Annotated in this window: 14 protein-coding genes; 2 read left to right on the top strand and 12 right to left on the bottom strand. The window is 66.5% G+C overall.

What is annotated here, in order from left to right:
- Positions 1-17: 17 nt before the first annotated feature.
- The 12 genes from NFU04_RS05465 to NFU04_RS05410 all read right to left on the bottom strand — a co-directional run bounded on the left by NFU04_RS05465 (position 18) and on the right by NFU04_RS05410 (position 11,875).
- On the bottom strand, positions 18-1,277 hold the full coding sequence (locus NFU04_RS05465; RefSeq protein ID WP_251308496.1) for a TRAP transporter large permease: 1,260 nt from the start codon (positions 1,275-1,277) through the stop codon (positions 18-20).
- Positions 1,274-1,840 (bottom strand): TRAP transporter small permease, encoded by a 567-nt coding sequence (locus NFU04_RS05460; protein WP_251308495.1) that lies wholly within the window; start codon positions 1,838-1,840, stop codon positions 1,274-1,276. The genes NFU04_RS05465 and NFU04_RS05460 overlap by 4 nt, the downstream gene beginning before the upstream one ends.
- Before the next feature lie 11 nt (positions 1,841-1,851).
- Positions 1,852-2,835, bottom strand: coding sequence for a TRAP transporter substrate-binding protein (locus NFU04_RS05455; RefSeq protein WP_251308494.1), 984 nt, complete (start codon positions 2,833-2,835; stop codon positions 1,852-1,854).
- Between the two features lie 67 nt (positions 2,836-2,902).
- Entirely contained in the window at positions 2,903-3,838 is a 936-nt protein-coding gene (gene catA, locus NFU04_RS05450; protein WP_251308493.1) for a catechol 1,2-dioxygenase, read from the bottom strand.
- A 78-nt stretch (positions 3,839-3,916) separates the two neighbouring features.
- Positions 3,917-4,933, bottom strand: a complete 1,017-nt coding sequence (gene antC / locus NFU04_RS05445; RefSeq protein WP_251308492.1) for an anthranilate 1,2-dioxygenase electron transfer component AntC — start codon at positions 4,931-4,933, stop codon at positions 3,917-3,919.
- Positions 4,934-4,952: 19 nt separating this feature from the next.
- The gene (antB, locus tag NFU04_RS05440; protein ID WP_251308491.1) at positions 4,953-5,438 is read right to left on the bottom strand and encodes an anthranilate 1,2-dioxygenase small subunit; all 486 of its coding nucleotides are present in this window, start codon (positions 5,436-5,438) and stop codon (positions 4,953-4,955) included.
- A gap of 3 nt (positions 5,439-5,441) precedes the next feature.
- The gene (gene antA, locus NFU04_RS05435; protein ID WP_251308490.1) at positions 5,442-6,830 is read right to left on the bottom strand and encodes an anthranilate 1,2-dioxygenase large subunit; all 1,389 of its coding nucleotides are present in this window, start codon (positions 6,828-6,830) and stop codon (positions 5,442-5,444) included.
- A gap of 225 nt (positions 6,831-7,055) precedes the next feature.
- Complete coding sequence (locus NFU04_RS05430; RefSeq protein WP_251308489.1) at positions 7,056-7,943, bottom strand: SphA family protein; 888 nt, start codon at positions 7,941-7,943, stop codon at positions 7,056-7,058.
- 75 nt (positions 7,944-8,018) lie between these two features.
- Positions 8,019-8,540 carry a flavin reductase family protein gene (locus tag NFU04_RS05425; protein WP_251308488.1) on the bottom strand — a complete coding sequence of 174 codons (522 nt, stop codon included), beginning with the start codon at positions 8,538-8,540 and terminating at the stop codon, positions 8,019-8,021.
- A 2-nt stretch (positions 8,541-8,542) separates the two neighbouring features.
- Positions 8,543-9,784 carry a styrene monooxygenase/indole monooxygenase family protein gene (locus NFU04_RS05420; RefSeq protein WP_251308487.1) on the bottom strand — a complete coding sequence of 414 codons (1,242 nt, stop codon included), beginning with the start codon at positions 9,782-9,784 and terminating at the stop codon, positions 8,543-8,545.
- 50 nt (positions 9,785-9,834) lie between these two features.
- Entirely contained in the window at positions 9,835-10,623 is a 789-nt protein-coding gene (locus NFU04_RS05415) for an SDR family oxidoreductase (protein ID WP_251308486.1), read from the bottom strand.
- A gap of 19 nt (positions 10,624-10,642) precedes the next feature.
- Positions 10,643-11,875, bottom strand: a complete 1,233-nt coding sequence (locus tag NFU04_RS05410; RefSeq protein ID WP_251308485.1) for a dienelactone hydrolase family protein — start codon at positions 11,873-11,875, stop codon at positions 10,643-10,645.
- Between the two features lie 225 nt (positions 11,876-12,100).
- Here NFU04_RS05410 and NFU04_RS05405 point away from each other — a divergent pair, with 225 nt between their 5' ends.
- Together NFU04_RS05405 and NFU04_RS05400 are read left to right on the top strand one after the other, a co-directional pair.
- Positions 12,101-13,120 (top strand): AraC family transcriptional regulator, encoded by a 1,020-nt coding sequence (locus tag NFU04_RS05405; RefSeq protein WP_251308484.1) that lies wholly within the window; start codon positions 12,101-12,103, stop codon positions 13,118-13,120.
- A gap of 198 nt (positions 13,121-13,318) precedes the next feature.
- The gene (locus NFU04_RS05400; protein ID WP_251308483.1) at positions 13,319-14,302 is read left to right on the top strand and encodes an AraC family transcriptional regulator; all 984 of its coding nucleotides are present in this window, start codon (positions 13,319-13,321) and stop codon (positions 14,300-14,302) included.
- Positions 14,303-14,342: the final 40 nt, after the last annotated feature.

The following is a 14,342-nucleotide window of genomic DNA, read 5'->3' as shown; positions in this document are numbered from 1 at the left end:
GCCGGCGACACCCGGTCCTAGAGCAGCGCCAGGGTCAGCCAGGGCTGCCAGGCCAGCAGCACCAGGGTCGCCAGGCTGGCCAGCAGGAAGGGCAGCAGCGCCCGGAAGATCCGCAGCGGCGGCACCCCGGTCATCGACGAGGCGATAAAGAGCCCCGCCCCCACCGGCGGCGTCAGCAGCCCCAGCACCAGGGTCAGGCAGACCACCACGCCGAACTGGTAGGGGGTGATATCGAACTGCTGGGTGGCGATCGGCAGCAGGATCGGCACCACCAGGATCAGCGCGGCGATGCCGTCGACGATCATCCCCACCAGCAGCAGCACCCCCACCAGCAGCAGCAGGAAGACGAAGGGATCGGTGGTCAGGGCGGCGATCCAGGCGGCGGCCATCTGCGGCAGCTGCTCATAGACGATCACCCAGCCGAACACCCCGGCGGCGGCGATCAGCATGATCACCAGGCCGGCGTTGATGGCGGTGCGCTTGAGGACCTCGGGCAGCATGACGAACTTCAGGTCGCGATAGAGATAGCGTCCCAGCAGCAGGGCCGCGAGCGACGCCAGCGCCGCCGACTCGGTGGGCGTGGCCAGGCCGAGCAGGATGCCGCCGATGATGATCAGCGGAATCGACAGGGCCGGCAGCCCCATCTTCAGGGCCTCCATCGCCTGGTGGCGACTCGGCCACTCGCCCTTGGGGTACTGCTGCACCAACCCCACCACGGCGATGGCCAGGAAGAAGGTGCCGCCCAGCAGCAGCCCCGGGAGGATGCCGGCGATAAACATGTCGGCGATGGGCACCTGGGCCATCACCCCGAACAGCACGAAGAGCATCGACGGCGGAATGATCGGCGAGAGCAGGCCGCCGGCGGCGGTGATGGCGGCGCTGTAGGGCTTGTCATAGCCCTCTTGCTCCATGGCCGGCACCATGGCCCGGGACATGATGGCGATCTGCGAGGCCGCCGACCCGATGATCGCCGCCATCATCATGTTGGCGACCAGGTTGATATAGGCCAGGCCGCCCCGGAAGCCGCCCACCAGCAGCCGCGCCAGGTCGATCAGGCGGCGGGTCACGCCCCCCTCGTTCATCAGCTCCCCGGCCAGCATAAAGAGCGGAATGGCCAGGAGGCCATAGCTCTCGATGGCCCCGAAGAGCTGCTGGGGATAGGACTCGAAGAGCACGCTATTGCCCGAGACCTGGATATAGAACAGGGCGGTAAGCGCCAGCACCAGGGCGATGGGTACGGCCCCCAGCAGCAGCACGGCAAAGACGGCGACGGTCATCGGGCCAGCTCCTCTCGAGTGGAATGGGATGCCCGCCGACCCGGGCCACGCAGGGCCTGGCCGACGTTGACCAGGCCATGCAGCAGCAGGGAGGCGGCGAACCAGGGCAGGATCAGCCACACCCAGAACTTCTTGATGCCCAGGGTCGAGGTGGTCTCGGCATAGATGAAGTTGAAGGTCTGGCCCTGGAAGGCCTGCACATCGAAGCCGGCCTGCCACAGGGTGAGCGGTTGATACCAGCGCCAGCAGAGCACCAGAAGCACCAGCGCGAAGCCCGCCACCATGAGGTCGACGAAGAGGCCGACCAGGCGCTGCAGGGATGACGGCAAGAGGTCGGTGAACAGGGTCACGGCGATCCCCTGACGCCGCTTGAAGACCGCGCTGGCGATCAGCAGGGTCATCCAGATCATGGCGTAGATGGCCAGCTCGCTGATCCAGTAGATGGGGCTGCCGGCGGCGCGGAAGGCCACATTGACCAGGATCAGCAGGGTCACCGCCGCCGCCAGGGCGGCGGCGGCGATCTCTTCTCCCCTGGCCAGTCGGTCGGAAAGTCGTGACAACATGACGTCACCCCTCACTCACGTAGGCGGTCGGCTTCCTCGCGAAGCAGCTCCAGCCTCGGCGCCTTGTCGGCCCAGGTGGCTTCCCACTCGGCGATGGCATCGCTGAAGAACTCGGCATCGGCCTCGACGATATTGAGGCCCAGCTCGCGGATCTGCGCCTCCTGGGCGGCGTCCATGGCCTGGAAGCCACTCAGCACATTCTCCAGGTGCTCGGCCATGGTGGACTCGATCAGTTCGCGATCCTCGGCGGAGAGCTCCCGCCATACCCGTCCCGAGACCACCCCCACCATGGGGAACATCATATGGTTGGAGATCAACAAGTTAGGTGCCTGCTCGTGAAACTTGAGGATCAGGATCGAATCGAAATCCATGTCGATGGCATCCACCTGACCGTTGGCCAGGGCGTCATAGACCTCGAGCAGCGGCAGCGGCGCCGGGGCCGCCCCGGTGGCGGTATAGAAGTCGCGGATCGGCTCGAAGGGAGTGATGCGCAACCGCTTGCCGCGCATGTCGTCCTGGCTCTCGATGGGATCCCGGGAGAGCACCTGGCGCATGCCCACCATGCCGTAGCCGACGCCGATCAGGCCCACGCCCTGGGGCATCAGGTCGAGCAGCTCGCCGGCGGCCTCGGAACGCAGCAGGGCCGCGGCATGATCCACGTCATCGACCAGGTAAGGCGCATAGAGGGCGCCGAAGTCGGGAATCCGGTTGGAGATCTCGGCGATGGTCAAGAAGGCCATGTCCAGGGCGCCGGTCTGCAGCTGCTGGACCATCTGCGCCTCGTTGCCGAGTTGCTGGGCCGGGAAGACGCTGACGGTATGCTCGCCGCCGGAGCGCTCATTCAGGCTCTCGGCGAAGGCCACGGCCTCGGTGGACCAGAGGTGCTGGGGCGGGGTGATCAGCCCCAGGCGGAAGTCGCGGGCCTGGGCGGTGGTGGCAGCGAAGGCCAGGGTAACCGCCACGGCGCTGCTCAACAGGGTCTTGATGGGTGTCATGGGGGCCTCTCTTGTGTTGTTGTGGAGAGCGAGATGCCCCGCCCCCGGCGTGGGGGCGGGGCAACCATCAGGCGTCTTCGAGGGCGCGCGGGCGCTTGTGGCGGGCCTGCTGCTCGGGATCCTCGGTCCTGGCCAGCTCCACGTCGAAGATCACCTCGGTGAAGGGACCGCTGAGACCGCGCAGCTCGGCTTCGCTGGGGTCTTCGATGCGTTTGGCATCCACCACCAGCTCCTCGCGGGTGGCGAAGGCGAAGTCGTCCCAGGTGTATTCATCACCGGCCAGGTTGATCTGGGTAGTCAGATGACGATGACCCGGCGCCGAGATAAAGAAGTGAATATGCGCCGGACGCTGGCCATGGCGCCCCAGGGCGGCGAGCACCCGATCGGTGGGACTGCCCGCGGGCACGCCGTAACCTGAGGGGATGATGCTGCGGGCGTGATAACGCCCCTCGGCGTCGGCGATGATGGTGCGGCGCAGGTGGTACTCGGACTGCGACGGGTCGAAGAAGGAGTAACCGCCCTTGGCGTTGGCGTGCCACACCTCGACCTGGGCATGGGGGATGGGATTGCCCTGGGTGTCGCGCACCTGGCCGGTCAACCACATCACCTCGCTGTCGGTATCGCTGCCGTCATCCAGGCGGGCCTCGACTTCGCAGACCGGCGCGCCGGCCACGTAGAGGGGCCCCTCGATGGTGCGCGGGGTGCCACCGGTCAGGCCGGCCTGGGCATCGGCGGCATCCATGCGCATGTCCAGGTAATGATCGAAGCCCAGGCCCGGGGCCAGCAGGCCGAACTGGGTCTCCTTGCCGAGCTCGTTCATCAGGCTCACCGCCGACCAGAACTCCTCCGGAGTGACGTCATAGTCGTCGATCAGCTGGTACACATCGCCGAGCAGGCGATGCAGGATCTGCTTGGCGCGCTCGCTGCCGCCGGCCTGGTCGAAACCGGCCACCTTGCTGAGGAAGCTCTGGACTTCGGCGCTGTCGAAAATCTTTACGGTCATGGTCGAATCTCTCGTTGTCATTCTTGGGACGGAGCTGGCCACCCGGGGCCGGTGACGAGGCCTTGGCAGGCCAAGGCCTCAACTGGAAACGAATTTCTCGAAGAACACCCGGTGCTCGCCCACCTCATGCGCCTCGAGCCATTGCTTGGTGGCCTCGATCATCGGCGGCGGCCCGCACAGGTAGGCGTCGAAGGGCCGGGCCAGGAAGTCGAGGTCGAAGAGATCGCAGACCACCCCCTTGTTGCCCTGCCAGGCCTCCGAGGGGTTCATCACCACGGTGTCGAAGGCGAAATCGGGCAGGCTGCGGGTAAAGGCCTCCAGGCGATCGAGCTCGCTCAGGTCCTGCTCCTGGGTCACCCCATAGGCGAGGCGAATCGGCTGGGTGCACTCGCCCTTGTCGGCCAGCTCCTCGAGCATGCCGAGGAAGGCGGAGAGCCCGGTACCGCCGGCCACCATCAGCAGCGGCCGCTGCACCTCGCGCAGGTAGAAGGCCCCCAGGGGCGCCTCCAGGGAGATGGCATCGCCCGGCTTGGCGCGATCGCGCAGGTAGTCGCTCATCACCCCGCTGGGCAGCAGGCGAATCAAGAAGCGCAGCTTGCCCTCCCGGACCGCCGCGGTGGCGAAGGAGTAGGCCCGCCACTCATCGGAGCCCGGCACCTCGATCCGCGCGTACTGGCCGGGCAGGTAGGGCAGGGCCTGGGCCGGATCGTCGAGGGTGATCTCGAGGATGGCGGCACCGTCGGAGACCGCCTCCACGGCAGTGACGGTGCCGTCGTGCACCTCGGTGGCCACGCTGCAGACACTGGAGTCGATATCGAAGTAGAAGGAGCCCTGGCTGGAGCGCAGGCGAGTCTGGCAGGCCAGCACATGCCCCTCGGCGATCTCCTCCTCGGTCAGGGCCTCCTCGTCGATGTACTCGACCTCGACCTCGCCGGACTCGCGCAGGCAGCGGCAGGTCCCGCAGACCCCTTCCCGGCAATCCACCGGCAGGTTGACCCCGTGGCGCTGCGCGGCGTCCATCAGCAGCTCGTCGGCGTCGACCTTGACGAAGCGGGTGGTGCCGTCCCGAAAGACGATGGCGGCTGTGTTGTGCATGACTCGCCCTCCAGCGCAATCAGACGTGGTAGAAATCCAGGACGGAATCGATCTTGTCGTTGAGCAGCACGGTGTGCTTGCGGGTGATCTTCCAGTCGTCGCCGTCGCCGCGCAGGGTGTAGTCGGCGGTGCCGAAGAAGTGGCCGCTCTCGCCGAAGCGATGGAAGTGGGTCACCCAGTTCACCTTGACCTGCACCTGGCCATCCTCCCGGGGCGCCAGGCGCACGTTATTGATCAGGTGCAGGGTGCGCGGCATCGGCGTGGAGGCGGCGGACTTGCCGGTGCGCAGGCGGAAGATACGATCCTCGATGCCGGTGCGATCGGCGTAGTACATCAGCGACATCTCGCGCTTGGGGTCGCTGGTGACCTCGTGTTCGCCCTTCCACTGGGGAATATGGAACTCGCACTCCGGCGCGAACTGCTCTAGGTAGGCGTCCCACTCCTGGTGGTCGCAATACTCGGCGACCCGATAGAGGAACTGCTCGATGGCTTGCTGCTGGCTCATGACTTACACCTCCTGGAGCTTGAGTGCTTTCTTCTCGAGGCCCTCGAGCAGCAGCCGCTGCCAGGTGCCGTGCTGGTTGACGTAGAGGCCCTCGTGGGTGAACTCGGTGCCGGTGATCACCGGTCGGATGCCGAGCACCTGGCTGTTGTGGGTCTCGGCGTACTGCCAGTGCTCGTGGCCCCGGGAGATGTCGTTCCACTCGGTGGCCCGCGCCTCGAAGCCGCGCTGCTGCTCGCGGAACTCCACCAGGTCATCGGGGGTACCCATGCCGGAGACGTTGAAGAAGTCTTCGAACTGGCGGATGCGGTTCTCGCGGTCGGCGTCGGACTCGCCCTTCACGCCCAGGCAGAGGCTGATCACCTCGGTCTTGTTCCAGGCCACCGGGCGCACGATGCGCAGCTGGGAGCTGATCTGGTCCATGAAGAACAGGCTGGGGTAGATGTTCAGGTTGCGCAGGCGGTGCATGGTCCACTCGGCGCGCTCCCGGGGGTGCTGCTCGAGCAGGCGCGGCATCACCGCGGCGTAACCGGGACGCACCTGGGGGTTGGGCATGTCGCTGAACAGCAGGCTGTGGCCGTTGGTGAAGGAGAACCAGCCATCGTCGGTGTCCTTGTCGCCGGCGCCGAGCTTGCTGTAGTCGAGGGTATCGCCGCCGCCGCCGTGCTTCTGGGCCTCCAGCTCGCGGCGATGCTGCACGGTGGAGACGTAGTTGTAGTGGACGGTACTGACGTGATAACCGTCCAGGCCGTTCTCGTTCTGCAGCTTCCAGTTGGCGTTGAAGGTGTAGCGGGACTCGCCGGGCAGCACCTCCAGCTCACCGTCTTGCGCCTGCTCCACCATCATGTCGAAGAACAGCTTGGTGTCGCCGAGGAACTCCTCGAGGCCGACGGTGGACTCGGTGTCCAGGCTGATAAAGACGAAGCCGCGATAGCTCTCGATACGCGCCTGGCTCAGGCCGCGGGAGGCCTTGTCGAAGTCCTGGGGATATTCGCTCGGCGCCTTGACCTTGACCAGGCGACCATCGGACTTGTAGCACCAGGCGTGGAACGGGCAGGTGAAGGTGGACTGGTTGCCCTTGCCGACCCGGGTCAGGGTGGCCCCGCGGTGCTGGCAGGTATTGGCCAGGGCGCGCAGCTCGCCCTTGCCATCCCGGGTGATGATCATCGGCTGGCGACCGGCCTGCATGGTGATGAAGTCGTGGTTGTCGGGGATCTGGCTCTCGTGGCAGGCGAAGATCCACTGCTTCTCGAAGATCAGCTCCATCTCGAGGTCGAAGAGGGCCTGATCGGTGAACATGTCACGGGAGACGCGATAGACGCCGTCATCGGGGCGGAAATCGATGCACTGCTCGATAAACGCCTGCCAGTCAGGGAGGGAGCGATATGCTGTCATCGGTCGTTACCGTCTTGTTGCTGTTTTGGTATGGCTCACCTTAGGCGCCCTTCCCCGGGGCTCACTATGCGGTTCTTGGAGGAACGCTATGCACTTTTTCACCACCTCCGAAATGAGCATATAAGCCACTGATAATTAAAAGCTTTAAAGAGCCCATACGACCAAAGAAAAAGGCACCGTCGCCGGGGCGAACGGTGCCTTTTCGGGCCGTATGCAGGTCTTGGATCAGAACGGCAGGCTCGCCTTGAGCCACAGCGAATCGCCTCGAGGACGATGCTCGACGGCGAACTCCCGCTCGTACTTGAGGGTCACGAAGGCGCCCTGACCGTTATCCCATTTCAGCGACGGGCCGAGGGCGAATGCCTGCCCGCGATTGCCGATAGCTTCGCCATTGAGGCGATCATCGGTGACCTGCCGGTAGGCGTAGCCCCCCACCCCGACGACCCAGTTGGGGTGCAGCGCATAGCCCAGGGAGTAGTCGGCATGCAGTTCCTGGCCGGACTGGTAGTGGGTATCGGGATTCTCGAAGTTGTAGTCATACATCACCTTGAGATCCCAGTTGAATCCCTCGGGATCGACCCGGGAGAGCGCATACACCCCCTGGACGGTCCAGTAGTTGCGACCGATATTGGCCAGGCGATCGGCATCGAAGCTGCCGGTGGGCACGAAGAGGTCGACCCCCACGGCGCTATGCAGGTGGGGGCTGTGGTGATAGGCCAGGGCCATGGTCAGGTCGATATCGCCCAGGCCCCGATCGCTGTCGTGCCGACCATTGACGGTGACATCCAGGTCGACCAGCGGAAAGAGGCCGGCGAAGGCCAGTTGCCCGCCCCACAGGGTCTGCTCGGTGACCCACAGCAGGCGCGGTGCCAGCACATTGGCCCTGAGCCGGAAGTCGATGGGCAGGCGCTCCCCTTGGCCGTCGCGGAACTCATCGGCGGCATAGTGGTTGGCGTAGAGCAGCGGATAGACCCCCGGCGGCGGCAGGGCCCCCATCAGGAAGTTTTCGGCGCCCATGGGGTAGCTGGACCCGCCGCCCTCGGTGGCCTGGGCCGAGGCCGCGGCCACCAGGGCCAGTGCGGCGATGCCGCCGCGCAGTGCGGTGTGTTTCATCGGATGGACTCTCATGGCTGTTGTTGTTATTGCCCGAGGCCGGACGGCCCCGGGGCTGGCAGGGGACCGAAGCACTCAGGCGCAGAGGCGCTGAAAGCCCCCCTGGTAGAAGAGCAGCGGCTCGCCCGCCTCGCTGGCGAAGCGCAGCACCCGCCCGACGATCAACAGGTGATCCCCGGCCAGGCGCGTGAACTCGACGCGGCATTCCAGGCGCGCCAGGCTATCCGCCAGCAGCGGCACGCCCTCGACACTGGTCTGCACCGCGATGCCGGCGAACTTGTCCTCGGCGGGGCGGGCGAACTGCATGGCCAGCGCCTCCTGTTGGGCACCGAGGATATTCACCGCGAAGTGACGCCCCTCGGCGAAGGCCCCCAGGCTCGGCGACTGCACGCCCAGGCTCCACAGGATCAGGGGCGGCTCCAGGGAGAGTGAAGAGAAGGAGTTGGCGGTGATACCGATGGGCTCACCGCCCTCCCCCGTCGTGGTCACCACGGTCACCCCGGTGGCGAAATGCCCGAGGGTCTGGCGCAGGGCCCGGGGGTCAAGGGCCTCGGCGCCGGCCTCCACGGCCGGCTGGGATGCGGTCAGGGTAGTCATGATCAGGCCTCCTGCTTGAGTTGCTCGTTGATCAGATGACGGCAGGCCTTGGCATCGAGCCACCAGGGCAGGTAGTCGGGGGGATTATCGAAGCCGTTGGCCAGCATCGCGGCGAGCTCCGGCGCGTGCTGGGCGGCGTCCAGCAGCTCGAGGATATGCTCGGCGGGCGGCAGCAGCAGGCTGTTGGTCCAGCTCACCACGTCCTTGGCATAGCCCCAGTAGGTCTCGAAGGTGGCCTCCATCCAGGCCCGATCGAAGGGCGCGTCGCCCCGGGCCAGGATGGCGTCCAGGTAGACGCGGCTGCACTTGGCGCCGTTGTTGGAGCCCTGCCCGGTGATCGGGTCATTGACCACCAGGGCATCGGCGATGCCCAGCACCTGGCGCCCCGACGGCAGGGTCGCCACCGGCTTGCGCACCGTGGGCGGGAAGCGTCCGGCGAGGATGCCGTTGTCGTCGGTGAGCTGCACGTCCTGACAGCGCGCCGCTTCCCAGGGCGCATAGGTGCGCAGCAGTTCCAGGCTCTTGGCCAGGTGCTGCTCGGGGGTGGTGACCTCCTGCCAGCAGTCCATGGGCCCGCCGGGGATTCCCTCGAAGACCATGATCTCGCAGGGGCCGTTCAGGGTCAGGGAGGGGAAGACGAAGTATTCGCCGACGCCGGGGATCAGGTTGAAGGCCACCCGGGAGAAGTCCTCCCGGGGCGTCATGCCCTGCACATAGGTGAGAGCCAGGGCGCGCTGGGGCTTGTCGAAGCGCGACCGCTCGGCATCGCGTTCGAAGAGGCGCACGATATCGCCCTTGCCCGCCGCCACCAGTACCAGGTCGTGGCTGGCGGCCAGTTCCTCCAGCTCCTCGATGCCGGCGTCACGAATCACCAGCTCGCCCCCCAGGCGCTCGAACTCCGCCATCCACACCGGCATCTTGAGGCGCTGATCCACCGATTGGGCGTAGCGCTCCAGGGGCGCGGCCCAGTCGATCAGCTTGGCGCCGGCCCGTTCCGGATGGGGCACCGTCATGCCGATGCCCTCCACCGGTGGGCACTCGTCCTCCCAGAAGTTCAGCCCCAGGTCGCGCTCGGTCTGCAGGGCCTGATCGAACATGCACTGGCTCGACATCACCCGCCCCTGGCGGATCTGTTCACCGGTGCGGTTGGAGAGCAGGGTCACCTGGTAACCGCTCTTGAGCAGGCCGATGCCGGTCTGCAGGCCGGACTGACCGGCCCCTACGATAGCAATGCGTCGGGTCATGGGAATCTCCCCATCGGTTGTTGTTGTGATGGCCAGAGGCCTTGGTGAAGTCAGCCGGCGAGTCGCGGGATCGCCGGGACGCGCTGCTCCGGGCCCAGCGCCGAGTAACCGCCATCCACGGCGTAGTCGGCGCCGGTGACGAAGCTGGCCCGGTCGGAGCAGAGGAAGAGCACCACCTGGGCGACCTCGGCCGGGTCACCGGCACGACCGAGCATATGGAAGTCCCCCGCCACCCGGTCGGTGCGCGCCCGGTCGCCGCCGCTGACCTCTTCGATCAGCCGCGACCAGGTCCAGCCCGGCGACACCGAGTTGACGCGGATGCCCTCCTCGGCCAGGTCGAGGGCCATGCTGCGGGTCAGCTGGCGCATCGCCGCCTTGCTGGCCGGGTAGAGCCAGCGCCCGGTCTGGGCCACCTCGGCCGAGATGCTGCTGAAGTTGACGATCACGCCGCCGCCGCGGCGACGCAGGGCGGGATGCACGGCCTTGGTGGCCATGACCGCGCTGACCAGATTGATGTCCAGGGCCGTCAGCCAGTCGGCCCGGGACGAGGCCAGGCCTTCGTCCAGGTAGCTGCAGGCCAGGTTGACCAGGATGTCGATGCCGCCGACCTCCGCCTCGACCCGCGCCACCGCCGCCTGGAGCTGATCGTCACGGGTGATATCGGTGGCGATGAAACGCGCCGCCGGCCCCAGTCGGTCGGCCAGGGCCGCCCCGGCCGCCGCATCGATATCGAGGATGGCGACCTGGCTGCCCGCCGCCACGAAGGCCTCGGCCAGGGCCTGGCCGATCAGGGTGGCCCCGCCGGTGATGATGACGCTGCGCTTGTGCAGTGATTCCATGAGAGGCTCCTCCCGGGGCTCAGCGATTGGCGCTATCGGCCCAGGTGGGCATCAAGGCATTGGACGGCAGGGTCTCGTCGAGCAGCTTGGCGGCGGTCTCGCGACCGGCCACCGGCAACCCGGTGGGGTCGAGCACCCCGATCTGCACCAGCAGCGAGGCCTGATCCCAGTAGATATGCTCGTGATAGAGCTTGTCGCCGCGGAACTTGACGATGGCGACCAGGGGGATCTCCACGTAGTTGCCGGTGGGGGCGATCCCCGGCAACAGCCAGTCGATCTCCCGGTCGTGGGTAAAGCAGAACAGCAGCTCGTCGACGATCTGGGTAGCGCCGACGGTCCGCGACAAAGGAATCAGGGTGGTGTCGTCGGGGTTGCTGTCGACGAAGTGGTGCTTGTAGAAGCGATAGAGCTCCCGGTAGCCCACCCCGCCGGTCAGGGTCGGGATATGGTTCACATAGGGCTCGGCGACCATAGTGGCCATGGTGTCGTCCACGTTGCGGGTGGAAAACTCGTACTCGCAGTGCTTGTCCCACAGCGCCGAGAGGTCGTAGTGGGGTCCCATCGCCTGGCGGAAGGCCGCCACCGAGCGCTGGTGCGCCATCAGCGCGGACGGCTTGTGGTAGTGTTCGGAACGGGGCCGGGCGAAGGCGTGGTCGACCCCCGGATAGAGGTAAAGCTCGACGTTGTCCCGCTGGCCGAGGACCGCCTCGATATCCTGGCGGGCGGCGGCGGGGCAGTACTCGTCCTGCTCGGCGAAGTGCAGCACCAGGCGGCCGCGCATCGAGGCGGCCTCATCGAGGTGATGCTCGATACCCATGCCGTAGTAGCCCACGGCCACGTCCACGTCGCAGCGACAGGCGGTCAGGTAGGCCAGGCGTGCCCCCAGGCAGAAGCCCAGCGCCCCCACCTGGCCGCTGCACTCGGGACGCGAGCGCAGGGCCGCGATGGCGGCGGCGATATCCTCGATGCCGCGATCCTGATCGAAGCCCTGAAAGAAGCCGAAGGCGCGTTGCCAATCCTCCGGGGTATAGTCGAGCTCGACCCCGGCTTCCTGGCGCCAGAACAGGTCCGGGGCCAGCACCACATAGCCCTCTTCGGCGTAGTAATCGGCGATCTCGCGGATGGTGCCATTGACGCCGAAGATCTCCTGCAGCAACACGATCCCCGGACCGCTGCCGGAGGCCGGAATGGCCAGATAACCGCTGAAGCTGCCGCTGCCATCCGCGGCCTTGATCTCGATGGAAGTGCCCATGCCGATGCCTCCTGGTGTTGTTGTTGGCGGGTCATTGCGGGAATCCACGCCACCACCTTAGGCAAGGGATCGGGCACGCCACGATCCGCTGAGTGCGACCACTATCCGCTGAGTGCAGAAAGTGCTTTTCCACGACGCCAATCAGGAAAAGCGCCCTTTATACTGCAGGGGCATGACGTTGCCCGTCCCTGACGCGGGCACATAACAACAACAAGCGAGACCCCCATGACAACGCACGAGCCACTACCCGACTGGCTGAAGCGAGCCCTGATGGAGGACCATCGGCGCCTGGTGTTCCGCTCGACCGCCGCGGAAGAGGCGCAGCAGAGCGTCGCCAGTGTCTTCAAACCACATCGCCTGGAGCCGCTGAGCCGCGGCGGTCAGCTGGCCGCCCGCCTGCATTCGGTGACCCTGGGCCGCGTCTCCTATAACCGCCTGGCCTATGGCGGCGCGGTGCGCATCGACCCGGAGCGGCTCGAGGGCTTCTACCTGATCCAGATGCCCCTCCAGGGGCTGGCCCGGATCGACAGCGACGACGAGCGAGTGGCCTCGGGAGCGGGCCTGGCCTCGGTGCTCAACCCCACGGCCCGGCTCAGGATGCACTGGAGCGATGATTGCGATCAGTTGATGCTGCGTATCGAGCGCGACGCACTGGAGCAGGCCTGCGGCCAGTTCCTGGGACGCCCCCTGCGCCGTCCCTTGAGCTTTCACCCGGCCCTGCGCTGGCGTGACACCCCGAGCTGGTTCAACCTCATCGCCTATGTAACCCGGCTCCTCGGGGAGTCGCCGGAGGCCGATCGGGATCCGCTGATCGCGCCCCAGATCGAGCAGCTGATCATTCACACCCTGCTGACCACCCAGCCCCATAACTACAGCGAGCTGCTGCGCCAGGGAGACAAGCGGCTCGCCCCGCGGCACGTCAAGCGCGTCGAAGAGTACATCGAGGCCCATGCCCAGGAGCCGTTGACCCCGGCGCAGCTGGCGGCGCTGGCGGGCGTCAGCCTGCGCACCCTCTATGCCGGCTTTCGCGACTTTCGCCACCAGAGCCCCATGGAGACCCTGCGCCAGGTGCGCCTGCGTCGGGTCAGGCAGGCCCTGCTCGCGGAGCAGGGCTCGGCATCGATCACCGATATCGCCATGAGCTGGGGCTTTACCCATATGGGCCGCTTCAGCCTCGCCTATCGGCAGGCGTTCGGTGAATCCCCGAGCGAGACACGACGAGGCCAGCGGCAGGTCTCCCTCTAGCGGACGACTCGGGCCACCGTTTTCCCCTCGACACGCAAAGGGGATACCTTGAGGAAATTGGCCATCGCCTGACCGGGGTGGCAGAATAACAACGCAGGTTCGCAATACGTACCAAAGAACGACATGCGGACAACACCTCGACCGCCCGGGTCATGCGACCCCACCATAACGACTATCGCGGCGAGGCCAGGAGGAACCATGACCGTACCCCCGACCCGACAACAGATCGCCGCCGAGTTTCGTCATCCCGACTCGGCCTGCCGCTGGATGTGCCAGGTCAATGGCCCCCATCGCCTGGAGGTTCCCCAGCCGCGTCAGCTCAGCTTTCGCCACCAGGGCACCCGCCTCGGCCATGTCTCCATCGGCACCATCGAATATGCGACCCGGGTGACCGTCGGTATCGCCGACCTGACCCACAGCTACAGCATCAGCCTGCCCCTGCAGGGGGCCCAGAGCATCGAGTACCAGGGCGCGGTCTTTGACTCCGATGCCACCGTGGGCGCGATTATCTCGCCCAGCCAGCCGCTGCGCCTGAGCATGGACGAGCGGTGCCAGAAACGCCTGGTGCGCCTCTCCCGCCAGGCCCTGGAACACAAGCTGTCGCAGCTGTTGCGTCGCCAGCTATCGCAACCGGTGATCTTCGATCCGCGCATGCCGCTCAGCGGCACGGTGAAGGAGTGGTGGCAAATGGTCGCCAACCTGCAGGAGATGCTGCATGCCGAGGGCTCGCTGTGCGATATCCCCGAGGTATGGAGCAACTTCGAGAACTCGCTGATCACCAGCCTGCTCTATACCCAACCCCACAACTACACCAGCGAGCTGCTGGGCCGCCAGCAGGGGCGCCCCGCCTACCTCGGCGAGCTGGAGGCCCTGCTGCACGAGTCCCTGGATCGCCCCCTGGGGCTGGCCGACCTGGAGCGGGCCGCCGGCGTCTCCCGGGAGCGCCTCTACCGGGACTTCCATACCCACTACGGGGTCTCGCCCATCGCCTACTTCCGCCAGTTGCGCTTCGACTATGTGCGCCGGCGTCTGGAGCGGGCCGCCCCCAAGGAGAGCGTCTCGAGCATCGCCATGGATTGCGGCTTCCAGCAGCTGGGGCGCTTCTCCAAGGAGTACAAGGCCCGCTACGGCGAGCTGCCCTCCGAGACCCTCAAGCGCTCGGCCGCCGCGCCACTGCAGTAAGGCCGCCATCACGACGAAGGCGCCGATGGTCTCCCATCGG

It is taken from the genome of Halomonas sp. NCCP-2165 (genome assembly GCF_023708045.1).
Lineage (GTDB): Bacteria > Pseudomonadota > Gammaproteobacteria > Pseudomonadales > Halomonadaceae > Bisbaumannia > Bisbaumannia pacifica.
This window is presented reverse-complemented; position numbering and strand designations above follow the sequence as displayed.